Genomic DNA, 25272 nt, shown 5'->3' with positions numbered 1-25272 from the left:
AAGGAGGCGCACTCCTATGAATGACGGTAAAATTATAATCGATAAAATCATAGAGAAGGCAGAAGCGGAAGCGAAGGCAATCAAAGATAAGGCCAATTTGGATGTAGAAGCAATTTTAAAGGCAGCAGAAGAAAAGGCAAAGCGTGACAGTGAGACTTTGAAGAAAAATGCTGAGTCTGAAGCGGAAAAGGTGAAAGCCAAAGCAATTTCCGGAGCCCAGTTGCAAGGGAAAATTGCAGTTTTACAGGAAAAGCAAGGGATATTGGATGACGTTATTGCACAGGCAAAGAAACGCTTAGAAACTTTGCCCGATGTACAATATGCAGTAACAGTAGGCGCAATGCTTGCTAAGTTAGACAAAAAAGACGGTACAGAAATTATTGTTTCTGAAAATGATAGAGAACGTTTGGCAGCAGTCGTTGCACAAAATGGCTTTACACTCTCGAATCAAAGTAGAGAACTAGATGGCGGTTTTGTTGTGAAAAATGGAGATATTGAATATAACTACTCTTTTGAATCCATCATCGCAGTAGAGCAGGAAGAGATTAGACAGATTGCTGCAAAAATTTTGTTTTAAGGAGGGGGATTCTTGATGGCTAAAAATAAGATCTACCCTTTCGCAGTAGCCAGTGTTCGTTCAATGGAAAACTCCTTGATGACAAAGCAAAAGCTAATGCAGATGGCAGACGCCAGAACTCCAGAAGAGGCTTTGCGTATACTTTCTGACAGTGCTTATGGAAAAACTCAAATCAAAGGCATTTATGAGTTTGAAAAAATGATTGGAAATCATTTAGAAGAAACCTATCAAGCAGTGGATGGATTAATTCCACAGGAAACATTTATTGATATTTTCCTCTATAAAAATGATTACCATAACATAAAGGTTTTGCTGAAAGAGGAAGTTTCCAAAGTAAGCGGCAAAAAGTTTTTGATAAGGGGTGGAACAATTCCCATAGAAACCCTTCGTAAAAATTTACGAGAAAGGAACTATGTGGAACTGCCAAATATTAATGGGGAAGCTGTGGAAGAAGCCGTTAGCATGTATGCAAAAACTCGTAACGGAAGATACATTGATACGATTTTGGATAAAGCTTGCTTTTCCACCATGGAAAAGGCGGCAAAGAAACTGGGTAACTCTTATGTTTCTGGGTATGTACAAATGCTAGCCGATATCACAAACTTGAAAACCCTTCTTCGTGTGAAGAAAATGGAAAGAGAGTACCAGGTTTTCGAGGAAAGCTTTGTACCAGGGGGTAGCGTTGCCATGGACCTCCTTGCTAGAGCCTTTCGCAGTGATTCCGCTGTGGCAGTTTTAAAGGAGACACCCTATGGTTCCCTTTGTGAGGAATATATGGACCAGGGTTTTACGGCTTTTGAAAAAGCTTGTGATGATTACCTTATGGAGTATATCAAAGATGCAAAATATAAAACTTTGACTCCTGAACCGGTTATGGCGTTTATATTGGCGAAAGAAACCGAAGCGAAATGTATTCGCATCATCATGACTTGTAAAATGCATAACATAGATGCAGCCATTATAAAAGAGAGGGTGAGAGAAGCATATGTCTAAAGTTGGTATTATAGGCGATAAGGACAGTATTTTGGGTTTCCTTGCTCTTGGGATTGATATTTTCCCCGCATACAATGCGGACGAGGTGAAAAAAACAATTCATAAACTAGCAGAAAAAGATTATGCCATAATTTATATTACAGAAAAAGCTAGTTTGATGGCGAAAGAAAGTATTGCAAAATACAAGGACTTTGAATTGCCCGCAATTATCGTGATTCCCGGTGTAGGCGGAAGCATGGGTCTGGGTATGAATGAAGTAAGAGAATCGGCAAAACGTGCGATTGGTGCGGATATACTGTTTAGTGAATAAATACGATTGTAGGTGAATGAGCATATGAAAACAGGCACGATAGTAAAGGTGTCGGGTCCGTTGGTAGTAGCGGAAGGCATGAGAGACGCCAATATGTTTGACGTGGTGCGTGTATCAGATAAACACCTTATTGGTGAAATTATCGAAATGCATGGAGATAAAGCATCCATTCAGGTTTATGAAGAAACATCAGGCCTTGGACCTGGTGAAGAAGTTGTATCCACAGGGATGCCAATGAGCGTTGAGTTAGGACCTGGATTAATTTCAACGATCTATGACGGTATTCAACGTCCTTTGGAAAAACTTTACGAAGCAAGTGGTACGAATATTCAAAAGGGTATTGAAGTTACATCTCTGGATCGTGATAAAAAATGGAAATTTGAACCACAAAAAAAACATGGTGATGTGGTTGAGGCAGGGGATGTAATCGGTATTGTACAAGAAACAGCCGTTGTTGTATGTAAGATCATGGTTCCTTATGGCTTAAAAGGCACAATTAAGGAAATTTACGTGGGTGAATTTACAGTTGAAGAACCTGTTTGTGTTATCACTGACGAAAAAGGCAAGGACATACCTGTAACAATGATGCAAAAATGGCCTGTACGCCGTGAAAGACCATACAAAGTGAAAAAAACACCTGACTCCTTGTTGGTAACAGGACAGCGTGTTATTGATACATTCTTCCCCATTACAAAGGGCGGTGTTGCTGCCATTCCTGGACCTTTCGGTAGTGGTAAAACAGTAACACAGCATCAGTTGGCAAAATGGGCAGATGCGGACATCGTTGTTTATATCGGTTGCGGCGAGCGTGGTAACGAAATGACCGACGTTTTGAACGAGTTCCCTGAGTTGAAAGACCCCCGTACAGGCGAGTCTTTGATGCAAAGAACAGTTTTGATTGCAAATACCTCCGATATGCCTGTTGCGGCTCGTGAGGCATCTATTTATACAGGTATTACGATTGCGGAATATTTCCGTGATATGGGTTATAGCGTTGCCCTTATGGCTGACTCCACTTCCCGTTGGGCAGAGGCTCTTCGTGAAATGAGTGGCCGTTTGGAAGAAATGCCCGGTGAGGAAGGTTACCCCGCTTACTTAGGCTCCCGTTTGGCTCAGTTTTATGAAAGAGCTGGCCGTGTAGTTAGCCTGGGTAGTGAAGAACGCTACGGAACGCTGACAGCCATTGGTGCTGTATCCCCTCCTGGTGGCGATACATCTGAACCTGTTTCACAGGCGACACTGCGTATTGTAAAAGTATTCTGGGGCCTTGATGCATCCTTGGCGTATAAACGTCATTTCCCTGCAATCAACTGGTTGACCAGCTACTCTTTGTATCAGGATAAGGTAGATGCTTGGGCTGACATTAATGTACACCCTGATTTCTCCGAACGGCGTACCGAAGCAATGCGTTTGCTTCAGACAGAATCAGAGTTACAAGAAATTGTACAGCTGGTTGGCGTTGACTCCTTGTCTCATAGTGATAGATTGATTCTGGAAACAGCTCGTTCTATCCGTGAAGACTTCTTGCACCAGAACTCTTTCCATGAAGTGGATACCTATACATCTTTGCATAAACAGTATAGAATGTTGAAATTAATTTTGACGTTCTATCACGAAGCACAGGCTGCCGTTAAGGCAGGGGTTCATATTCAGAAGATTACAAAGCTGAACTCCATCGAACGTATCGGTCGTGCAAAGTATGTTGAGGAAGTAAACGTGGATAAGAGCTATGATGAAATCGAACATGATATTAAAATAGAAATCAAAAATTTAATCAGTAAGGGGGCAGATGAACTATGATAAAAGAATATAGATCGATTCAGGAAGTTGCTGGACCCCTTATGGTAGTAACAGGCGTTGAAGGCGTAAAATACGACGAATTGGGCGAAATTGAGCTGGCAAGCGGTGAAGTAAGAAGATGTAAAGTGTTAGAAGTAAACGGCGATACTGCTTTGGTACAGTTGTTCGAAAGTGCAACAGGTATCAACCTTGCGGAAAGTAAAGTTCGTTTCTTGGGAAAAAGCTTAGACTTTGGCGTATCCCCTGATATTTTAGGCCGTGTATTTAGCGGTATGGGTAAGCCTATCGACGGTGGCCCTCAAATCATTCCTGAAAAAAGATTGGATATCAACGGTGCACCTATTAACCCTGCGGCAAGAGAGTATCCTGCAGAATTTATTCAGACAGGTGTTTCTGCTATTGATGGTTTGAATACACTGGTACGTGGTCAGAAGCTACCTATTTTCTCTGGTTCTGGTTTGCCTCACGCAAACTTGGCGGTGCAGATTGCCCGTCAGGCAAAGGTACGTGGTACAGACTCCAAGTTCGCCGTTGTTTTTGCGGCAATTGGTATAACCTTTGAAGATGCGGAATTCTTTATCAATGACTTTAAAGCGACGGGTGCCATTGATCGTTCTGTTGTATTCGTAAACCTTGCTAATGACCCTGCGGTAGAACGTGTTTGTACACCTCGTATGGCATTAACTGCGGCGGAATATTTAGCATTTGAACAGGGAATGCACGTTTTGGTTATCTTGACAGACATCACAAACTATGCAGAGGCTCTGCGTGAAGTATCTGCGGCGAAGAAGGAAGTTCCCGGCCGTCGTGGTTACCCTGGTTACTTGTATACTGACCTTGCAACTATGTACGAACGTGCTGGGCGTATGAAGGGCAGAGACGGTTCCATCACAATGATTCCTATCTTGACCATGCCTGAAGATGATAAGACTCATCCAATCCCTGACTTAACAGGGTATATTACAGAGGGTCAGATTATTTTGAGCCGTGATCTTTATAAAAAAGGCATCCAGCCTCCAATCAACGTTTTGCCATCCCTTTCTCGTTTGAAAGATAAAGGGATTGGTAAAGGCAAAACAAGAGAGGATCATGCCGACACTATGAACCAGTTGTTTGCGGCATATTCTCGTGGTAAAGATGCAAAAGAATTAATGGCAATTTTAGGTGAATCCGCATTGTCAGACATAGATTTGATTTATGCAAAATTTGCGGATGAGTTTGAAAAAGGATATGTTTCCCAAGGCTTTAGAACAGACAGAACCATTGAACAAACCTTGGAAACTGGATGGAATTTGCTTCGTATGTTGCCAAAGAGTGAGTTGAAGCGTATTCGTGACGAATATCTGGAAAAATATTTAGCAGACGGGGAGTGATGAGTCGTGGCTAGATTAAATGTCAATCCTACCCGTATGGAAATGACCAGACTAAAACAACAGCTTAAGACTGCAACAAGGGGTCACAAGCTGTTGAAGGATAAACTGGATGAGCTGATGAAGCAGTTCTTAAATGTCGTGCGGGAAAACAAACGCTTGCGTGAAGAGGCTGAGGCGGCTTTGGATAATGCCTATAAAGACTTTATTATTGCCAGAGCAGTTTTAAGCGAAAGTGTTTTGGGTGAGTCTTTATTGATTCCCCAGCAATCCGTTGCTGTAAAGGTTTCAAAAAAGAATATTATGAGTGTTAATGTGCCTGTTTTTGACTTCCAGACAGAAGAAAGCAGTGGAGATATTTATCCCTACGGTCTTGCTTTTACTTCAGGAGAGTTAGACAGTGCGATGCTCTCATTTTCCAATGCTATGGAGCCCTTACTGCGTTTAGCGGAAAGCGAGAAAACTGCCCAGCTTTTGGCGCAGGAGATTGAACGTACTCGCCGCCGAGTAAATGCTTTGGAAAACGTTATGATTCCAAACTATAAGGAAACCATTAAGTATATTATGATGAAGTTGGAAGAAAACGAACGTGCAGGAACAACACGTATGATGAAAGTCAAAGATTTGGTGTTGAAGAAAGCAATTGCAGAAAAGAAAAAGGCTGAGGCCGAAATTAATAAAGAAGTCGTTTCATAAACAAACCCCCATGCAAATAAGTATGGGGGTTTTTAAAAAGTAAAATTTAATGTAATATTTTCAGATTAAATGTCAAACAATAAAGTAAGACGAAAAATCCTCTAAAAAATTTGTGTATATTTAATTGACGGGTTTTCTTCAAAATTTGTTAAAAAAGACGAGAGGAGTGTCAATTTAAGCGAAATACCCTGCAAAAATAAAAAATTGTAATAAAAAAAGTATATCTAGCTTATTTTTAAATTATTTTTACGTAAAAATAAGAAAAAATCCTTACTAAAAACAACCAAAAATTTTGAATTTTGTAGAAAGATTAACCAAAGCTATTGTTTTTATTACGGAAAGTGGTATACTGAAAGTGCAATTAGGTGGGTAATTAACAATTAATGTGGGACTATTGAACAATAAATGAATTTTATTTCATTTCTTTGCTTCAATATAATAATTGTCAAAATTACCACCAATCAATCACGCATAAATTAACGATGAAAATGATGAAGGAGAAGTGAAGAACAATGAAATTATCTGACAGAGTACAAGCGATGCAGAATTCCCCTATCAGAAAATTTAATCCTATGGCTGCTGAAGCGAAAGCACAGGGAACTAAGATTTATCACCTGAATATCGGTCAGCCTGATATCGAAACACCTTCTGTATTTATGGAAGCGATTAAAGGATTCGACCAGAAGGTTCTTGCGTATGCAGAATCTCCCGGCCTTCCTGAATTGCAGGATTCTATCATTGACTACTTTAAAACCTTTAAAATGGATTTAGAGAGAAAAGATATTTTAATTACCAGTGGTGGTTCCGAAGCTTTGACTTTGGTATTTTTATCCTTAATCAACCCTGGTGATGAAGTAATTGTTCCAGAACCTTACTACACAAACTATTTGACATTCGTTCAGGCTGCTGATGGCGTTATTAAGCCTGTTACAACTTACGCTGAAGAAGGCTTTAAATATGCAGTTATGGAAAGACTGGAAGCAGCTGTAACTGAAAAAACAAAAATGATTTCTATCGTTAACCTTGGTAACCCTACAGGTTGCATCCTTTCCAGAGATGACATGAGAGTGATTTGTGACTTTGCTAAGAAGCATGACCTTTGGATTTTGGCTGATGAAGTTTACAGAGAATTTGCTTATGACGGCAGAGAAATGACATCTTTTGGTCAGTATGAAGACGTAGCGGATAGAGTTATCATCATCGACTCCGTTTCCAAGAGATTCTCCGCTTGTGGCGCTCGCATTGGTTGCTTAATCTCCAAGAATGCAGAACTTATGGCAAACGTTATGAAGATTGCTATGGGTAGACTTTGCTGCCCTACATTGGAAATGGTTGGCGCAACAGCTCTTTACAAATTGGATCCTTCTTTCTTCGGAAAAGTTAGAGCAGAATATGAAAAGAGAAGAGACGTTTCTTATGAAGCACTTAAGAAAATCCCTGGTGTTATCTGTGAGAAACCTGGCGGCGCTTTCTACATTACTTGCAAACTGCCCGTTGAAAATGCTGAAAACTTATTAGTATTCTTACTGCAAGAGTTCAGAGAAAATAATGAAACAGTTATGTACGCTCCTGCTGAAGGCTTCTATGCTACTCCTGGTATTGGCAAGAACGAATTACGTATTGCTTATATTCTGGAAGCTGAAGATATGGCAAGAGGTATTGAATTGTTAGGCAAAGGTATCGAAGCTTATAAGGCTGCAGGCCATAAATAAGACTTACCTTCATAAAACAAAAAAACACCCTCAAAAGGGGTGTTTTTTCTATGTTTTTAGAACGCAAAATTTTGTCCCTGCATATACTTTTAGGGCAGGGGGTGATGGGAATGGGTTCCATCGGTTTGTATTTGACGCTAGAAAATGACGAAGCACTTTCTCAGTGTTTAGCAATTATTAAGCCTTTGGCAGACGCAATTATACTTTTGGATCAAAAAGAACAGGAACCAGAACAGCGTGCATTACGCAGTCGCCAGCTTATTGGGCGGTTGCAAGGAACGGAGATAGACGAAGAAGGGCTCCAGTTATTATTGTCTTGCGTCGGTGAGGAGTCACCCTCCCTGGAGGTTTGTACCAGCTTGGGAGAGTATTTTTATAAAAAACAAGCATGGAGGCAAGCCGTTTTCTGGTTTGAAAATGTGTTGCGAATGAATGGTGGGGAGAGTAGTTTTGTATGTTTGCGTTTGGGAGCAAGTTACGGTGAGCTTGGTCAGTATGAAACAGCCGCTACCTATATGAAGCTAGCAGAACTATTGAAAAGTGGTGGTGTGGAAAGGCAAATCCAAAGCAATCGTTCTCCTAGTGTGTTACCATAATGATAAGGTATTTTGAGGGCAAGCCTAAGGAAAAACATAGTTCAATTCAAAAAAGCCACTAAGCAAAGTGCTTGGTGGCTTCTATTTGGTATCTAAATCTTAGTCCAGCTCTTTTTTAAGAAAGCCTTCGCTGACTGTTAAGAACTCCTGTGGACTGGTAAGCATGGCAGGATGCCCGCCCTTAGGGAAGAGGTGCATTTCTCCATGATCAATTTTTCCAATCATTTTTGAATAGACTTTTTCAAAATAGCTAGGGTCTATGGCAGATATAAACTCATCTTCCTTGCTGCCTGTTAAAAGGAGGGGAGGAAGAAATTGCTCCAATGGTTTGTGAAAAAACTTTCCGATTTCCTTTGCGTGGTTGGCAATTGCAAGGGTATCACAGTCTACAACCTGCTCCCAATCTTCTCCATGCATCAAGGAATAGAATAGTACTGCATTGTTATCGTGTTTGGATAATTCCCGAAGTTCTACTACATTTTTTGTAAATTCCTCTAAAGGAGTTTCCCCTTCAAAGCTGTCAGCAATTACTTTGTGAATAAGATCGGGTCTTTCTAATGCCACATTAATGGCAACCAAAGCGCCACCACTGCTGCCAATTAAGTCAACCCTCTTATAATTCTTCTCATCCAGAAATGCAATGACCTGTTTTGCTTCAAAAAACCATAAATCATTAGGGAATTCATCTATTCTTTGTGATTTGCCATGGCCTAAGAAATCAATTAAAACAACCTTGTGATTTTGTGCATATTGCTCTGCAATCTCCTCAAACATCTTAGAGGATGCCGTATTTCCGTGAAGCAGCAATAACGGTGTTCCACTGCCTAGTTCTTGATAAAAAACCTGTTTATTTTCAAATGTGAAGTATGACATATTTGCCTCCTAATCGTATACTATAGACGTGTTAGCAAGGCTTGTCAGTATGCCTTGCATTATTTATTTTTTGCTGTCCACATATTTTCACCTCCTGTAATTATTTATTTTTTCTAGAAAGAAATAAACGGCAACCCATTTATAGGTTACCGTTTATATTGCTATCTAGTAGCCTTTTTATTCAATTATAAAAGTGTAACGCCTGCTGCGGTGCAAACATCGAAAGTTTCCTGATCCCAAATGGAGGACTGAACCTCACCAATATGGGCTTTTCCTAAAAGGAGCATACACAAGCGAGATTGTCCGATACCGCCGCCAATGGTGCAAGGCAATACGCCTTCCAACAACATTTTGTGGTAGGTAAGCTCACGGCGCTCATCGCAATCAGCTTTACGCAACTGCTGATCCAAGGCTGCTGCATCAACACGGATACCCATAGAGGAGATTTCCATTGCGTTATCCAAAACAGGGTTATAGAACAATAAGTCCCCGTTTAACTTCCAATCGTCATAGTCAGGTGAGCGTCCATCATGGGGCTTACCTGATTCTAGTTTATCACCAATTTGCATAATAAATACGGTTTTAAATTCCTTTACAATGGCATTTTCTCTTTCCTTTGGAGTTAATTTTGGATATTTGTTTTCTAATTCTTGAGAAGTGATAAAAGTTACTTCTCTGCAAAGGTCAGTGGTGATGCGTGGGTATTTTCTTTTCAATACCTCTAAAGTGTCACAGATGCACAGAACGATGCCCTGAACCGTAAATTTCAGTTCCTGAATATTTCTTTTTTCAGGGGTGATTACTTTTTCCCAATCCCACTGGTCCACATAAATAGAGTGTAAGTTATCTAAAACTTCGTCTCTACGAATTGCGTTCATATCAGTATAAATACCTTTTCCTGGACGGAAGTCATAACGATACAACGCCATGCGTTTCCATTTAGCCAAAGAGTGAACAACTTCTGCCATTACGCCTGTTGCAGGTACTTCAAAACTAACAGGGCGTTCAACGCCATTTAAGTTATCATTCAGTCCTGTTGAAGGGTCTACAAACAAAGGAGCGGATACTCTTTTTAGGTTTAAGGTTTGAGACAAATTTTCCTCAAAAGTATGATGAATCAAACCGATTGCATTTTGTGTTTCATATAAGGTAAGAGCGGACTGATAGCCCTCTGGGATAAATGTTTTGCTCATAAAATAATCCTCATTTCCTAATTTTTTTACTTGTTTAAGGATAACACAGAACCACTGTTTATTCAAGTAAAATGATACTTGACACAAATCTCCTACAAGTGTATGATATAATCATAACATACACTTGTAGGAGTTGATTAAATGAAAAAGTCAGTTGAAGTTTCTCGCTTGCCAGATACGGAGTTAGAGATTATGAAAGTAATTTGGAATGGGCAAAAAACCCTTTCCACGTCGGAAATCAAAGGAGAGTTGGAAAAAAAACGTGCATGGAATATTTCTGCATTGCAAACGCTTTTAAACCGTCTTATAGAGCGTGGTTTTCTAGATTCTTATAAAGAAGGAAAAAACCGTTTTTATAATGCCATCATAGACGAGGACTCGTACTTAGCATTAGAAAATCGTTTATTTTTAAATAAAGTAAACAACAACTCCTTAACCAAATTGGTGGCTTCTCTCTATGATAGCCGTGCAATTTCAGAAAATGATTTGGATGAACTAGCGGCCTATATTCGACAAAAAACAGGAGGCGAGGGTTAATGGATATTCTATTTCAAGACTTACTGGGAGTATCTGCTTTTACCTCTGTTGCTATAGTCTTTTTTGCCGTACTTTCTAGGTTTTTGGGGAAGCGTTACGGCACAACGTGGAGGTATTTTGTTTGGCTAATCATTGCCGTTAGACTGATGATACCCGTTCACTTTACTTTGCCTCAGCCTATGGTAGAAATTCATGTGCCTCAAGTGGCAATCCAAACGGCGGGAGAGTATGTCCCTTTCTTGGGGGAGGATGTGACAAGGGGTTCTATTCCTATTGGGAAAAGTGGCGTGGAGCAAAATACGGTAACACAGAAAACAAACATAGATAGGTTTACCATGTTCCTTCAGGGGGTGTGGGAAAGACTTTGGACTATTTGGTTATTGGGCATGTTCATTTATTTTGCCTGCCAAGGGAAAAAATATCATAGCTTTTTAAAAAACTTAAATCGAAATAGCCGTTGCATCAGAGATGCTCAGGTATTGGAGATTTATTATAACCTTAGTAGAGAAATGGGCATGAGAAAACGTCCGGAAATTTATTTTTGCAGCATATTGCCCAGCCCTCTATGTACTGGTATTTTGAAGCAGAAAATTTATCTAAATTATGAAAAGTATAAAAAGGAACAGCTGTCTTATATTTTAAGGCATGAGCTGGTTCATTGTAAAAGGCGGGATAATTGGTTTAAAACAGTGCTGATGTTGGTAAAGGGGATACACTTCTTCAATCCCTTTGTTCACTGGATGGTGGGATTGGCCCAGCGAGACATAGAATATTCTTGCGACAGCTTGGTCTTAAAAGAATGCTCACTATCTCAAAGGCAAGACTATGGTCTAACGATTTTACACAGTATTCGAGAAGGGCAGCAAAGAAGTTCCCTTTCGACTGCATTTCATGGGGGCAAAGAAGAGCTAAAGGCTCGAATCGACCATATTTTTGATATGAGTAAGAAAAAACGGGGAATCTCATTACTGTTAACTTTAGCTTTGGTCATTTCTGTTGGGACGGCTTTTGTGGGATGTACCACCCATGTGGAGCAGGCACACACAGAGCAGGGAACAGAGGATTGGATAGCTACGATATATCAATATAAATTGGACTATATTGGAAACCACCTTGGAGTGGGGAATATTTTAGGGTCTTTAACCCTGCCCAAAGGGCTTCGTCCCAGTGAGGAAGGGATAGAATTATTTACGAAAACAGAACCATATGGCGCACGGCGTTATTTAACGCTAGAGCAAGGGGCAGAGATTCCAGAAAATGGTTGGTTCGAGAAAGATGCCATGATTTTCCTTGCGTTGGTTGAAAATGCTTCTTTCTTGGAGTATTTCATAGAGGACGAAGGTGGATTGGAGCAAATTCTTCGTTTTAGCAGAGAAGATGGGGGAAAATATTTTGGTAATATCGATTTGAGGAGTATGGCAGTTGACGAAAGTGTTTTCCGAAACTTTATACAGGAGCTAGATGCCCTGTTTTCGGAAGGGAAAGACGATACCCTAAAACAGATTGAAAGCAATATGTTGTTGGAGGAAATTGCGCATGAAATGGGCGATGAATTTTCCTATCAGGCCTTGCTACAAAATGAGAAATATGACCAATTGCTTAAGCTTGGAGATGCATCGTTAACAGCTATGTTGAGCAATTTTGAGCAAGGTCAAAGGGATGATACCAAGGGATATATTATGCTGGCGGCATGTTTGGAGCTTTTGCAGGTGCCTATTTCTGTGAATGATTCTTTGTTAAAGGAAATGACACCTAACCAATGGTATGAAACATATCTGGCGTTGGATTCTTTGGAGTTAGAGCCTTTTATTTATGATGAAGAGAACTATACTAAGGATTTGGAGAAATTAGGTTTATTGACTATGAACAAAGCAACCGAAGAGGGGTTAGTAACAAGACATAGCGATGTAATAGAAGCGGTTTATCAGGCTATGGAACAGCGATTTTCCCTAACAAGGGATGGTGGAGAGTTGCAAATTTTTGCCCCCCTCATTAGTCATGTTTCAGAGACTGAAGATAAGCTGTCTGTTTATGCTGTCATTGGGGCAACCCGTTACTCCCTTATCCGTATACCCAATAAAGGGTATCAGCTGATGGAGAGTGGGGGAAGTCATACACCTGGTCGTTTGGATTTTGAAAAGAAAGACGGTAATTGGGTGCTGGTGGATTGGATAGATGCCCAGGATGGCTCTTATTATGCACCTTCTATCAAAGAGATGTGCAAGGGGACTGTGGGTGTGGCAAATGATTTAATTTCTTACGATTCAAGGGAGCTGCAAATGCTCTTGATGCAAAACCTAATTTTCTATTTAAATGACAAGACAGATATTACAGTTTATAATGTTTCTCATATGGAGAAGAAGGATATACAAGAGGTTAGCCAATATATCTCTTTTGTGGAGGATTAGGGTTCACTCATTTATATTTGATTGGTTAAATAAGTGGAGAAAATAGTTAAAGATTTCGGAAGCAGGTATTTTTAGAAGTATCTGCTTTTGTCACGTTTATTTTTTCCTTTCTTCAGTAAAATGAAATAAGTGTAGGCACCATAATTCCCATAAGAATTTGGCCAGCATAGACAGAGGAATGCCACCACAATGTTCATAATAAAACCACAACTGCTTCATTCCTTGATACCAGCAACGACTATGCTAAAACCTATCTTTTTTTTAATAACTTTTTGAATTCTATTTTTTTATTCGCCTTCTTTACTTATATCATTCAGTTTATGAGTGCATTTTGCGTATCCTGTTGCCTTAATCAAAAGCCTTTTCTCTCGTATACTTTCTATCCTTTTTAATGAAACAGTAACCTCTCTATTTATTTTCTTGAAAATTGCCTAACTTTTGATTTTGTTTAGGGTAATCTAGCTTTTCTTATGGGTTTGGGTTAGGGTGTAACTACCATAGTTAAAAATAAAAAGCAGTAACCAAGGAGAGATTTTTCTGGTTACTGTTTTTTATAGAGCTTTTTTGATTTTATATTTTAGTCAATAATATTTTTTAGGCACAGGGCGATAAATAGCTTTGATCTAGTTTCAATTTGAGATAGGCTGCACCCAAGCATTTCTTCAATCTTACGGATTTTATAATTTACAGTATTTCTATGCAAAAATAGCATTTCTGCCGTTTCGTTAATACTCCCGTTTTTTTCAAGATATAGTGTTAAAACCTCAATATAGTTGGTATTCTTTTTTAAGTCATGTTCTTCTAAAGCTCCAAGGCAATCAAGATAATATTCTTCTAAAACGTCTGTATTATCAATGGCAAAAAATAATTTATACAAGCCCAATTCACGATATAAGCAAAACTCATTTTTTTTATTTTGTTTTTTATTAAAATGCATCATTTTAATGGCTTGCTTATAGCTGGAAGAAATATGGTCTAAACTTTGTAAATTACTGCCGATACCTAAGAAGAAAGTATCCCAACGGGAAAGTAGTGCGGTCATAATTCGGTTCAGAATTTTTATAATGGCGTCCTCTTTGTAGTTGCAAAAAACCAGAATGAACTCACCCTCACTGTTAATAACAAAGGACTTGTCCCCAGTGGACATTAAAATACGCTCAATTATTTGCACCATTTGCTCTAGCTTATCTGGACTAAGGCGTGTGGCATTAAACTCGGGTTTAATAATTCCCAAAGTATAAAACCCATTTTCTTGAAAGCCATACTGATAAAGGGTGTTGGCGTAAAGATTCTTTCGACTGGGGAAATAAATTGCATTTCTAAGGGCTGACCCCAGTTCTACCTCTGCTTTTTCCACATTTAAAAGAATATTGCTAAAAAGCTTCATAATATCAGGAATTCGCACATTCCAAGGGCAGACCATCAAAGGATAATCGTTTTTATTACAAAGGTCAATGACCTTTTGAGGAACTTGGGGGATATAAGGCCCCAAGTTCAATAAAGTGCCGCTGGCTTTTTGTTTAATCTGGGCCTCAACGAGGGTAAATAAATCCATTTCTTCGTTAAGGGCCATGCCGGAAGTAAACACCAGGTTTTTCTCTTCAATAAAAGCCGCAAAAGCCATGTTTTCAACCATATGGAACCAATTTACCCCACGATTTAGTCCTTTTTCCCCAGCAACAAGGGTAACATGATATACATTGGCTTTTTGTAACAATTTTTCAACGATGATAGACATTATTTGCCTCCAGTCTTCATTTATGCCGTTGCGGCTTTTTTTTCTCGGACGATATCCAAAAGGGTAGGGCCTAGGGCACCTAACACCACAATACATGCACCAATTACTTGAATGGCCATCATATGTTCTCTGAAAACAATAATGCCTACAATAGCACCAATCACAACTTCCAAAGCGGAAAGAATGCTAGCCGTTGTGGAGTCAATATACATCGTGGATTTCACAATAGAAACATTGGCAACCATAGTACAAAGTACGCCAATGCCAAAGATGTTCATAAGGTTTAGCGGAACATTTCCTTGGGTAAAGCTTGCGCCAATTACGGAGAAGTCCGTAATGAAAGACAGACCAACCGCCCCACCTAAAAAGCCATAAACCAGCATGGTATCTCTTTCGTAGCGGTTAGAAAAATATCTTGGAACCAAAATTTGAAGGGCAACACCAAAGCCATTGAGTGCGCCGGCCAAAACCCCTAACATATCAAGGCTGCCGCTGCTAACGCCGATCAGATTTGATACCATTGCCGCCCCTAAAATACAAACAGCAATTGTGACTACCTTATCTTTTTTCAGTTTTTCTTTGAATAGGATTAAACCCAATAAAGCAACCCAGATAGGGCTCATAAACATAAGCACTGTTGCAACAGCAATGGGAATTCTTTCTACGGCAATGCCATAGCTGATGAAACTAAATCCATACGCTATCAAACCATATAAACAGCTAATCACAAGTCCTTTGGGGTCAATTTTCAAAATCTGAGGGTTTTTTACTGCTTTTATCAAAAAATATACAGTGCCCGCAGAAATACAACGAATAAAGGAAGTATCAAAACTAGAATACCCAATTTTTGATAACTCTCGTACGAAAATCCCCATTACCCCCCAAAGGGAAGCACCTAAAACAACTAATAAGATCCCTCTCATTCTTTTTTCCATAACCTTCACTCCCTTTTCCATAATAAATCTTAAATAGAATTCACTTCTTTTATTGTGTTGTATCTTTTTAAGATAAATTGCTTATTGTGTTATAACACATTTGTTCAGAAGAACAAATAGTTTAATATTTCTTTCGGGTCTTGTAACAAAAACTCATTTGAGCCAAATAGCATTCATAGTATAATAGCTGTAAATACAGGAGTTCTTAGTGAAAACCTTAAGTTCAATAGATTGTGCCAAAACCTTTGTGTAGCTTATGAATGAATGATACCATATACAATTATTGCTTGCAATGTAATGCATACTAATAATTTATGTGCTTTGGCACAATAAGCAAGCAATGAATAAATTTCTGTGAAGAACCATAAAAACAAGGCTTTCTTTTTCTTTAGAAAACAAGGCACTATCATATAGGAAAGATAGGGGCAATACTTTTGTTCTTGAGCATCGTTATCGTTTCATAGGTGTAAGTAACCGTTTTGAAAACTTTACGGTTATCCCTGTAAACAAAAACGGATATCCCCATAAAGCTGGGGATATCCTGATAGTGGATATTTTTTTAAATTTAGATTTGTTTTGTGGTCCATTCTTCGCAATTCCAAACGTCAGTAGCAAGGCCGTTGTAGAACTCAGGCTCATGGCAAATTAAGAGGATGCTTCCTTTATAAGCTTGCAATGCTCTTTTTAACTCATCCTTTGCCTCAACATCCAAATGGTTGGTAGGCTCGTCCAGAAGTAAAACGTTGGTTTCAATATTGATAAGTTTACATAAGCGAACCTTTGCTTGCTCGCCACCGCTTAGTACCTTAACCATGCTTTCGATATGTTTTGTAGTAAGGCCACATTTTGCCAATGCACTTCTTACTTCGTATTGGGTATAAGCAGGGAACTCTTTCCAGATTTCATCAATACAACTAATATTTTCTGTGTACTGCTTTTCCTGCTCAAAGTAGCCAGGGTATAAGTAATCCCCTAGTTCCGTAGAACCGCTAAAAGGTTTAATTTCCCCAATGATACTTTTTAAAAGAGTGGTTTTACCTATACCGTTTGCACCGGTAAGAACGATTTTCTGTCCTCTTTCCATTTCAAGGTTTAAGGGCTTGGAAAGGGGGGCGTCATAGCCAATCACCAAGTCTTTTGTTTGGAAAATATATCTGCTGGAAGCCCTAGCTTCTTTAAAATTAAACTCAGGTTTTGGCTTATCCTTGGCTAGCTCAATCACTTCCATTTTATCTAGCTTTTTCTGTCTGGACATGGCCATATTTCTGGTGGAAACACGGGCCTTATTACGGGCAACAAAATCCTTCAAATCGTCAATTTCCTGTTGCTGTCTCTTATAAGCAGCTTCCATTTGGGCACGCTTCATAGCATAAACTTCTTCAAATTTTTCATAGTTTCCAACGTAGCGGTTTAGTTCCCCATTTTCCACATGATAAATTAAGTTAATCACGCTATTTAAAAATGGAATGTCGTGGGAAATGAGAATAAAGGCATTTTCATAATCCAAAAGGTAGCGTTTAAGCCATTCAATATGGATTTCATCTAAATAGTTCGTAGGTTCGTCCAACAGAAGAATATCGGGCTTTTCTAAAAGCAACTTACCTAATAGAACCTTGGTACGCTGGCCACCGCTCAACTCTGTAACATCTTTTTCAAAGCCAATGTCTTCCAGACCTAAAGCACGGCCAACTTCATCTACTTTTGCATCAATGATATAAAAATCATGGGAATCTAAGGAGTCTTGAATTTCCCCCAACTCTTCCATCATTTTTTCCAGTTCTTCAGGGGTTGCGTCCCCCATAGAGTCGCAGATGGTGTTCATTTTTTCTTCCAAAAGAAAAAGAGGGGCAAATGCACTTTTTAGTACATCCCGAATGGTCATTCCTTTTTCTAAAATCGTATGCTGATCCAAATATCCAACAGCCACATTTTTGCTCCACTCGATTTTGCCTTCATCAGGCATAAGTTTACCTGTAATAATATTCATAAAGGTGGATTTTCCTTCACCGTTTGCGCCGATAAACCCAACGTGTTCACCTTTTAAAAGGCGGAAGGAAACATTGTTAAAAATGGCTCTGTCGCCAAAGCCGTGATTTAAGTTTTGTACATTTAAAATACTCATGCCGCTCTCCTATGTCCATAAAATTTGCATATGGCACTATTTTATAATGGAATGCAATAGATTTCAAGAAAAACAAGTTCTTTCTGGTTTTCTTTTCTTCTATACTTTAAAATTACGGGAAAAAAGCAGTTTTTTATGTATTACCTTTCATTGACACAAAAGAGTAAGCTCCTTTTTATATTAGAATTCAGACGGGTAAATCAGGTTCAAAAAGAAAGTCTTGCAAACTAATAAATTACCCTTTATAATCCTCTAATAAATACTATAAAATAAAAATAAAAAGCCCCAATTGCATAGAATTGCAAGACGAATCTTCAGCGAAGTAATCGGGCTTAGCCTATGCCGTCTAGATAATTGGCAGGAATCGATTTTCTAGCAGAATAGAAAGCGCTTTTTTAGTGAAGTATTATGGTTAATTTACTTACTAAAAGCATCTGAAAATTTAATTGCCAGGTATACCAAAAAAATGTTTCTCCTAAGAAATATGATTTAAAATCCAAGCAGTAATATCCTCATAAACTTCTTGCCGATTGAGCTCATTAATGATTTCGTGGCGACCTTGAGGGTAAAGTTTCAAGGACACATCTTCAAAGCCTTCTATCAGGTACAATTTATATAGGCTCTTGGGTCCTTTTCCCCAATCTCCAACGGGATCCATTTCCCCAGAGGTAATTAAGATGGGCAAAGACCGTGGTATGTGGTCCAACCGAATTTTTTTGGCATTATATGCAATAATGGAAAACATGTCTTTATAAGCTGAAACGGTAAAGAGGAAAGTGCAGTGCTTATGGGCCACATAGGCCGACACGATTTCTTTGTCCCGACTTATCCAGTCCTTATCAGTTTTTGGGCTATCGATATAACGTAGGTAACTGGCAAAGGCTAATTTCGCCAAAAGCTCACTGCGGTAGTGGCTGCTATGTTTTTTTTCAAGAAAATTGGCTAACTTTTTCCCCATTTTTGTTAAGGCAACGGGCACGTTGTTGGTGCCAACTAAAATGGCCCCCTGTAACTCATGGCCATAAAAAGTTAAATACTTTCTTGTGCAAAATGAACCCATGCTATGTCCCAGAATAAAGTGGGGGACATTGGGAAATTGTTTTTTCATTTCCTTTGTAACCTGATATATATCCTGAATCAAAAGTTTGCGTCCTTGGGTTTCATGAAAAAAACCTAAATCCTCATCACAAGCGACACTTAAGCCGTGGCCAAGGTGATCATGGCCGATTACTGCTATATTGTTTTTGCAAAGGTATTGGGCAAATTCATGATAACGATCAATAAATTCAACCATACCGTGAACGATCTGTAAGGCTGCGATGATGGGGCCGTCCCCCTGCCATGAAATAACATGAAGTTGATTTACGTGATCAGTAGAAGAGATGAAAAATTCTTCTTTTTTCATAGAAAACCTCCTTTTTTTAGGGTTAAGCTAAAACAAGCATACCATAAGTTGAAAAAATAAGCATCTAAAAAAATCAGGTTTATATTGTTGGAATAATGGGGAGAATAGGGACATCTTAATACAATCTTAATGCGGTGGAGAATATTTTAATTCCTTTTTAACTGCCCTTAGAGTATGCTATGATTGAAGTTTTATATGCACGAAGGAGGTTGTTTCAAATAAAAGATAAGTTGATGAAACATTTAGTAGAGATATCACCAATGAAGATTATTCTTTATGGGTATTGTTTTATTATATTGCTAGGGGCAATATTACTCTGTATGCCCTTTGCCAGCCAGGATGGGAAAGCAACGGATTTTCTAACAGCATTTTTTACGGCCACTTCTGCAACTTGCGTTACGGGTTTGGTTGTAGTAAATACATACACCCATTGGTCTACTGTCGGTCAGGTGATTATACTTTGCTTAATACAAATTGGTGGCATTGGGTTTATGACTGTTTGTATTGCCGCAATCACTTTAACAAAGAAAAAAATAGGGTTTATGTCCCGTTCTTTAATGCAAAATTCCATTGCCGCACCTCAGCTTGGAGGAATTGTGCGGATGACAAAGTTTGTGTTATATGGTACTCTTTTGGTAGAGGGGATTGGGGCGTTTTTGCTTTCCTTTTTTTATTGTCCAATTTATGGTTTGGCCAAAGGAATATGGTATTCTATTTTTCATAGTATTTCCGCTTTTTGTAATGCAGGGTTCGACCTGATGGGTACCCAAAAGGAATTTGTTTCCTTTACATCCCAAGTTGGGAATGTATATGTCAATGCAATCCTTATGTTATTAATTATTGTGGGAGGGCTGGGCTTTTTTGTTTGGCATGATTTGATTGATGCGAAGCTTCGATTTTCCCGTATGCATCTGCATACCAAGTTGGTCATATTTTTAAGTAGTATTTTGATTGTTGGCGGTACTTTTTTACTATTTATTTCGGAAAGCGGCGGTGCAGAGTTTCAAAAGCTTACATTGCTTGAGCAAATAACTGCTTCTGCTTTTCAATCAGTCAGCTCAAGGACTGCTGGATTTAATACGGTTGATATTGGCTCTTTGACTGAAACAGGCCAATTTTTAATTATTTGTTTAATGCTCATTGGCGGTTCTCCAGGATCTACGGCAGGTGGTATTAAAACAACAACTTTTGCCGTTTTAGCCTTAAGTGTTCTAACCACCTTTTGGCATAAAAAGTCCATTGAAGTTTTTGGAAGAAGGATGGAGGACGGAATTACAAGGTTGGCATCTTGTGTATTTATGATATACCTTTTTATGGTTTGTTCTGTTGCTATGATTATTTCTAAAATAGAGGGCATGCCATTGCTGGATACCTTATTTGAAAGCGTTTCGGCAATTGCTACCGTTGGCTTAACAACGGGTATAACAACAAGTTTGGGGAATGTATCGTTGGTTTTATTGGCTATTTTGATGATTACTGGTAGAGCGGGATCCTTAACAATGCTTTTGGCGTTTTCATCTCGTAAGAACCCTGTGGTTTCTACCTTACCATTGGAAAAGATTCAAATTGGCTAGTTCATAAGGAGGAAGGCAGTATAATGAAATCAATTTTGATTGTTGGGCTTGGTCGTTTTGGCAGACATATGGCGCATAAACTAGTGGAGCAGGGCAACTCTGTTTTAGCAGTTGAAAGAAGTGAAGAACGGGCAGATAATGCCATCAATATTGTGCCAAATATTCAAATTGGTGATGCGGCCAATGAGGTTTTTGCCCAATCTTTGGGTGTGGGCAACTTTGACCTTTGTGTAATTGCCATTGGTGATGACTTTCAAACTTCATTGGAAATTACCGTTTTATTTAAAGACTTAGGTGCAAAGTTTATTTTAGCCCGTGCCAGCCGTGATGTTCACCGAAAGCTATTACTTAGAAATGGTGCAGATCACGTTGTTTATGCAGAACGTGAAATGGCGGAGCGTTTGGCCATTAAATATGGCTCAAAAAACCTCTTTGATTATATTGAATTAACACCGGAAGCGGCAATTTATGAAATGAAGGTTCCAGAGAGTTGGTATGGAAAGACGATTCTGGAAAAGTCCGTTCGCACCAGATACCATATTAGCATTATGGCTACGAAGAAAAATGGAAAGATTACGCCTTTGCCACACCCAGAGCATGTTTTTACACCCGATGAAACCTTAATTATATTTGGTGGCAAGGATGCGGCAAGAGATTTATTAAAATAAATTTTTAAAATTGTAGAGGGACTTTTGAAACTATAGCTTTTACAAATAGAAACAATATGAATCAATGTTTAAAAAGCCCGTACGAGGGCTTTTTATATACATAAATTTCATGCAGGAAATACATATGGAGAGGGGAACGGTGGATGGCGAAAGGAAGAAGAATGAAATGGCAAGATATTTTATGGACTATTTTGGTGCTTATGGTGACCACTGCGTTAGGTGGTATTTTCCATTTGGTAGGGTTTGAAGCATCCAATATTATTATGGTTTATATTCTTGGCGTATTGTTAACGGCTGTTTTAACGTCAAACCGAGTGTATACCGTGATTTCCTCCATGCTAAGTGTTTTGACCTTCAACTTTTTCTTCACAGAGCCTGTTTTTACCTTCTCCGCATATGATACGGGGGATACCATAACATTTTTAATTATGTTTTTAGTAGCAATTTTTGCTGGAACCCTTGCAGTAAAGATTAAAATGCAAGCGGAACAATCAGCGGCAATGGCCTATAGAACAAAAATTCTTTTGGAAACAAATCAGCTTTTACAGCAGGCCAGAGGTGTAGATGGTATTTTACATGAAACTGCTAAGCAATTGGTAAAATTATTGGAACGGACGGTAGTATGCTATCGTGGAGAAGGTGCTGGCCAGCTGTCGGAAGGGGATTTATTTTTGAAAAACCATGAGGAAGATGGTGCAAAATACCTTGCTTTAAAAGAGAAAGAAGCGGCCCAATGGGTGTTTGAGAACAACCAGCAGGCAGGCTCTGGAGCGGAGCATTTTAGTGAAAGCCTTTGCAGATACTTGGCAGTTAGGAGTAAGGGGCAGGTTTTTTGCGTATACGGAATTTCTTTGCAAGGGAAACCCTTGGAGGCCTTTGATACCAACTTGTTGTTATCCATTTTAGGCGAGTGTGCTTTGGCTTTGGAGAAGGAACTTATGAGCCGCAAGAGAGAGGAAGCTGCCGCCCAAGCAAAAAATGAGCAGCTGCGGGCAAACCTTCTTCGAGGCATTTCCCATGACCTTAGAACCCCGTTAACTTGTATTTCAGGCAATGCGGCGGTACTTTTGAATAATGGGGATGCAATTGATGAAGCACGTAGAAAAGCTCTTTACTTAGATATTTATGATGACTCTATGTGGCTTATCAACCTGATTGAAAACTTATTATCCGTAACGAGAATTGAAAACGGCACAATGCAGCTATATTTACAAGCGGAGCTGATGGATGAGGTCATTACGGAAGCATTGCGGCATATCGATCGTAAAAAATCAGAGCATGTGATCGTTATTGAAGAAACTGAAGAAATGCTCCTTGCAAAAATGGATGCCCGATTGATTATACAAGTAATGATAAACCTTGTGAATAACGCAATAAAATATACAGAATCAGGCTCCGAAATTAAAATCAGTATGAAACGGTTGGGTGACAGAATTGAAGTTTCTGTGGCGGATAATGGTAAGGGGATTCCAGATCGTTTAAAGGAAAGCCTTTTTGAAATGTTTTATACTGCCAGCCATACAATTTCAGATACACGTAGAGGGTTAGGGATGGGGCTTCCCCTCTGCAAGAGCATTATCCTTTCTCATGGAGGGACGATTCATGTTACTGACAATGTTCCGCATGGGTCAATTTTTACCTTTACATTACAGGCGGAGGAGGTACCTTTACATGAATAAGCCATTTATTTTGATTGTTGAAGATGACGGTGCAGTGAGAAATTTGATTGCCACTACATTGGAAACCCAAGACTATAAATATCACACCGCAGCAACTGGCTCAGAAGCGTTATTGGAAGCCACGTCTCAGAACCCAGATATTGTTCTATTAGACTTGGGGTTGCCAGATATAGATGGGGTGGAGATTATTAAAAAAATTCGTTCTTGGTCTAATATGCCGATTATTGTTATTAGTGCGAGGGCCGAAGATCGAGATAAAATTGAGGCCCTAGATGCAGGTGCAGATGATTATCTGACAAAGCCTTTTTCTGTGGAGGAGCTCTTGGCTCGTTTGCGGGTTACCTTACGACGACTAAGTTACACCCAAAATGTTGGCAGGAACCAAATAGAGTTTATTAATGGGGATTTGAGAGTAGATTATCCCTCGGGGTGTGCTTATTTATCAGGGGTGGAGCTGCACCTTACTCCCATCGAATATAAGCTTTTATGTTTACTTTCCAAAAATGTGGGGAAAGTTCTGACCCATACATACATCACAAAGGAAATTTGGGGAAGTACATGGGATAATGATATTGCCTCTTTGCGGGTGTTTATGGCAACACTTCGAAAAAAGATTGAAGAAAATACGGCACAACCTAAATACATTCAAACTCATGTAGGGGTAGGATATCGGATGTTGCGTATTGACGAATGATAGGCACACTGGAAGTTCGGACTTGATGAAAATTTTTATCAAGTCAGGCTTTCGGTGTTTTTTTACGTGAAGTTTATGCGATACAGAGCAGGCTTAAGAGAATCCTTTTGAAACGCTTTTATGAGAGTTTCAGGAGAATTACTTAAGGGGAAATCACGGGAAATCACTAGGATTCTGAAAATGTAAGAAATTTGACAGAGTTTCCTAATGGAATAAAAACAAATGGGGTGTATACTTATGTTCATGAGGAGTTTTTTGTAAGGAGGATTTCAGATGAAGAAAAAAATATTGGCTCTTGCTTGTATTGCAATGATGGGGACAACTGCGGTGCCTGCATTTGCATCTGATAAGATTAAAGTATTTGTCAATGGCTATGAAGTTGTTTTTCAGGGGCAGCAACCTGTTATTGTAGATGGATATACGTTAGTTCCTGTTAGAGGTGCTTTAGAGGCCATGGGCGTTCAGGTTGTTTGGAATGAAAAGGAACAGTCTGTTTTGCTCACAAAGGGCAGAAAGGAAGCAAAGCTGATCATAGGAGACAAAAACTTCAAAGGTGGTGGTGGGGAGCAGCTGGAAACACCAGCACAAATGATCGGTGGCTCTACCATGATTCCATTGAGAGCAGTTGTGGAATGTTTTGATGGGCGGGTTTCTTGGAATGGCGAGGAAAGAGTCGTTTCCATTGCCTCCCATGAAACAAAGGATGCCTATTCTGCTGTCACATATAAAAAGGATTTAAAAGGTAATGATGGCAAGATCCTGATTACAGGAACGGTAAAATATCCCCAGCTAGATGCCACGGTTTTAGGAGATAAGGCAAATATAATCAATGAGAAAATTGCAGCCACGGCTAAGGGCAGTCTAGAGTCTTATTTGACAGAAAAAAAGGAGCAGGTAACAACAGAGGCAAAGGAACTTGGGAAAGATTTTAAAACCCATGACTTCAAAATCGGGTTTGAGACCCCTTACTATGACGATAACTTGTTTTCATATTATAGCTCTTACTATACTTTCACGGGTGGTTCCCATGGTAATTCCTATGCAAAGGGCTATACCTTTGACTTAAAGACTGGAGCAAAGAAAAAACTAACGGACTTTGTCACATTAGAAAAGACTACGACTGAAGAAAGTTATTTGAAAAATGTAATCAAACAGGATATAAAGAAAGGTTCGTCTAATTATTTTGCTGAGGCAGAAGAAATATTGGATGAAAGTGGAGCATCATTAGGCTTTTATTTGAAAAATAAGGATACTCTTGTGGTGTTTATTTCCGAGGCTGGGTGGGTTTCACCTTATGCATCTGGTATTATTCGAGTGGAAAAGAATATTTAGTTGTGAAATGAAAGTATATCGGAAAATATACAAAAAGAGAACTGCGTAAGCAGTTCTCTT

General features: G+C 39.2%; 21 protein-coding genes. 15 read left to right on the top strand and 6 right to left on the bottom strand.

Features of this window, described 5'->3' with window-relative positions:
* Positions 1 to 16: 16 nt before the first annotated feature.
* From RBQ60_RS10730 to RBQ60_RS10695, 8 genes are all read left to right on the top strand, one after another.
* Entirely contained in the window at positions 17 to 577 is a 561-nt protein-coding gene (locus tag RBQ60_RS10730; RefSeq protein ID WP_307883697.1) for a V-type ATP synthase subunit E, read from the top strand.
* Positions 578 to 592: 15 nt separating this feature from the next.
* Positions 593 to 1570: a V-type ATP synthase subunit C gene (locus tag RBQ60_RS10725; RefSeq protein ID WP_307883696.1), complete on the top strand. Its 978-nt coding sequence runs from the start codon at positions 593 to 595 to the stop codon at positions 1568 to 1570.
* Entirely contained in the window at positions 1563 to 1880 is a 318-nt protein-coding gene (locus tag RBQ60_RS10720; protein WP_307883695.1) for a V-type ATP synthase subunit F, read from the top strand. The genes RBQ60_RS10725 and RBQ60_RS10720 overlap by 8 nt, the downstream gene beginning before the upstream one ends.
* Positions 1881 to 1904: 24 nt before the next feature.
* Positions 1905 to 3680 carry a V-type ATP synthase subunit A gene (locus RBQ60_RS10715; RefSeq protein WP_307883694.1) on the top strand — a complete coding sequence of 592 codons (1776 nt, stop codon included), beginning with the start codon at positions 1905 to 1907 and terminating at the stop codon, positions 3678 to 3680.
* On the top strand, positions 3677 to 5053 hold the full coding sequence (locus RBQ60_RS10710) for a V-type ATP synthase subunit B (RefSeq protein ID WP_307883693.1): 1377 nt from the start codon (positions 3677 to 3679) through the stop codon (positions 5051 to 5053). Before RBQ60_RS10715 ends, RBQ60_RS10710 begins: the two co-directional genes overlap by 4 nt.
* A gap of 6 nt (positions 5054 to 5059) precedes the next feature.
* The gene (locus RBQ60_RS10705; protein ID WP_307883692.1) at positions 5060 to 5746 is read left to right on the top strand and encodes a V-type ATP synthase subunit D; all 687 of its coding nucleotides are present in this window, start codon (positions 5060 to 5062) and stop codon (positions 5744 to 5746) included.
* 512 nt (positions 5747 to 6258) lie between these two features.
* Positions 6259 to 7458 (top strand): pyridoxal phosphate-dependent aminotransferase, encoded by a 1200-nt coding sequence (locus RBQ60_RS10700; RefSeq protein WP_307883691.1) that lies wholly within the window; start codon positions 6259 to 6261, stop codon positions 7456 to 7458.
* A gap of 110 nt (positions 7459 to 7568) precedes the next feature.
* A complete protein-coding gene (locus RBQ60_RS10695; protein ID WP_307883690.1) occupies positions 7569 to 8054 on the top strand; it encodes a tetratricopeptide repeat protein in 486 nt (161 codons plus the stop codon).
* Positions 8055 to 8153: 99 nt separating this feature from the next.
* Here RBQ60_RS10695 and RBQ60_RS10690 read toward each other — a convergent pair whose 3' ends face one another.
* Positions 8154 to 8927, bottom strand: coding sequence for an alpha/beta fold hydrolase (locus tag RBQ60_RS10690; RefSeq protein ID WP_307883689.1), 774 nt, complete (start codon positions 8925 to 8927; stop codon positions 8154 to 8156).
* 185 nt (positions 8928 to 9112) lie between these two features.
* Positions 9113 to 10120 (bottom strand): aspartate--ammonia ligase, encoded by a 1008-nt coding sequence (gene asnA / locus RBQ60_RS10685; RefSeq protein ID WP_307883688.1) that lies wholly within the window; start codon positions 10118 to 10120, stop codon positions 9113 to 9115.
* Positions 10121 to 10261: 141 nt separating this feature from the next.
* Here asnA and RBQ60_RS10680 point away from each other — a divergent pair, with 141 nt between their 5' ends.
* Positions 10262 to 10657, top strand: a complete 396-nt coding sequence (locus tag RBQ60_RS10680) for a BlaI/MecI/CopY family transcriptional regulator (RefSeq protein WP_307883687.1) — start codon at positions 10262 to 10264, stop codon at positions 10655 to 10657.
* Positions 10657 to 13065, top strand: a complete 2409-nt coding sequence (locus tag RBQ60_RS10675) for a M56 family metallopeptidase (protein WP_307883686.1) — start codon at positions 10657 to 10659, stop codon at positions 13063 to 13065. Before RBQ60_RS10680 ends, RBQ60_RS10675 begins: the two co-directional genes overlap by 1 nt.
* Positions 13066 to 13642: 577 nt before the next feature.
* Here RBQ60_RS10675 and RBQ60_RS10670 read toward each other — a convergent pair.
* The 4 genes from RBQ60_RS10670 to RBQ60_RS10655 form a co-directional block, all read right to left on the bottom strand.
* A complete protein-coding gene (locus RBQ60_RS10670) occupies positions 13643 to 14803 on the bottom strand; it encodes a PucR family transcriptional regulator (RefSeq protein WP_307883685.1) in 1161 nt (386 codons plus the stop codon).
* A 20-nt stretch (positions 14804 to 14823) separates the two neighbouring features.
* Entirely contained in the window at positions 14824 to 15738 is a 915-nt protein-coding gene (locus tag RBQ60_RS10665) for a DMT family transporter (protein WP_307883684.1), read from the bottom strand.
* 565 nt (positions 15739 to 16303) lie between these two features.
* Entirely contained in the window at positions 16304 to 17860 is a 1557-nt protein-coding gene (gene abc-f / locus RBQ60_RS10660) for a ribosomal protection-like ABC-F family protein (protein WP_307883683.1), read from the bottom strand.
* Positions 17861 to 18335: 475 nt separating this feature from the next.
* The gene (locus RBQ60_RS10655; protein WP_307883682.1) at positions 18336 to 19265 is read right to left on the bottom strand and encodes an alpha/beta fold hydrolase; all 930 of its coding nucleotides are present in this window, start codon (positions 19263 to 19265) and stop codon (positions 18336 to 18338) included.
* 209 nt (positions 19266 to 19474) lie between these two features.
* Here RBQ60_RS10655 and RBQ60_RS10650 point away from each other — a divergent pair, with 209 nt between their 5' ends.
* The 5 genes from RBQ60_RS10650 (at position 19475) to RBQ60_RS10630 (ending at position 25212) form a co-directional block, all read left to right on the top strand.
* The gene (locus RBQ60_RS10650; protein WP_307883681.1) at positions 19475 to 20839 is read left to right on the top strand and encodes a TrkH family potassium uptake protein; all 1365 of its coding nucleotides are present in this window, start codon (positions 19475 to 19477) and stop codon (positions 20837 to 20839) included.
* A 23-nt stretch (positions 20840 to 20862) separates the two neighbouring features.
* Complete coding sequence (locus RBQ60_RS10645) at positions 20863 to 21507, top strand: potassium channel family protein (protein WP_307883680.1); 645 nt, start codon at positions 20863 to 20865, stop codon at positions 21505 to 21507.
* 143 nt (positions 21508 to 21650) lie between these two features.
* Entirely contained in the window at positions 21651 to 23186 is a 1536-nt protein-coding gene (locus RBQ60_RS10640) for a DUF4118 domain-containing protein (RefSeq protein WP_307883679.1), read from the top strand.
* Positions 23179 to 23880 carry a response regulator gene (locus RBQ60_RS10635; RefSeq protein WP_307883678.1) on the top strand — a complete coding sequence of 234 codons (702 nt, stop codon included), beginning with the start codon at positions 23179 to 23181 and terminating at the stop codon, positions 23878 to 23880. The genes RBQ60_RS10640 and RBQ60_RS10635 overlap by 8 nt, the downstream gene beginning before the upstream one ends.
* Positions 23881 to 24153: 273 nt before the next feature.
* Positions 24154 to 25212 carry a stalk domain-containing protein gene (locus RBQ60_RS10630; RefSeq protein WP_307883677.1) on the top strand — a complete coding sequence of 353 codons (1059 nt, stop codon included), beginning with the start codon at positions 24154 to 24156 and terminating at the stop codon, positions 25210 to 25212.
* Positions 25213 to 25272: the final 60 nt, after the last annotated feature.

It is taken from the genome of Anaerotignum sp. MB30-C6 (assembly GCF_030908465.1).
Classification (GTDB): domain Bacteria; phylum Bacillota; class Clostridia; order Lachnospirales; family Anaerotignaceae; genus Chakrabartyella.
The sequence above is the reverse complement of the archived record's forward strand: the minus strand, read 5'-3'. Positions and strand labels throughout refer to the sequence as shown.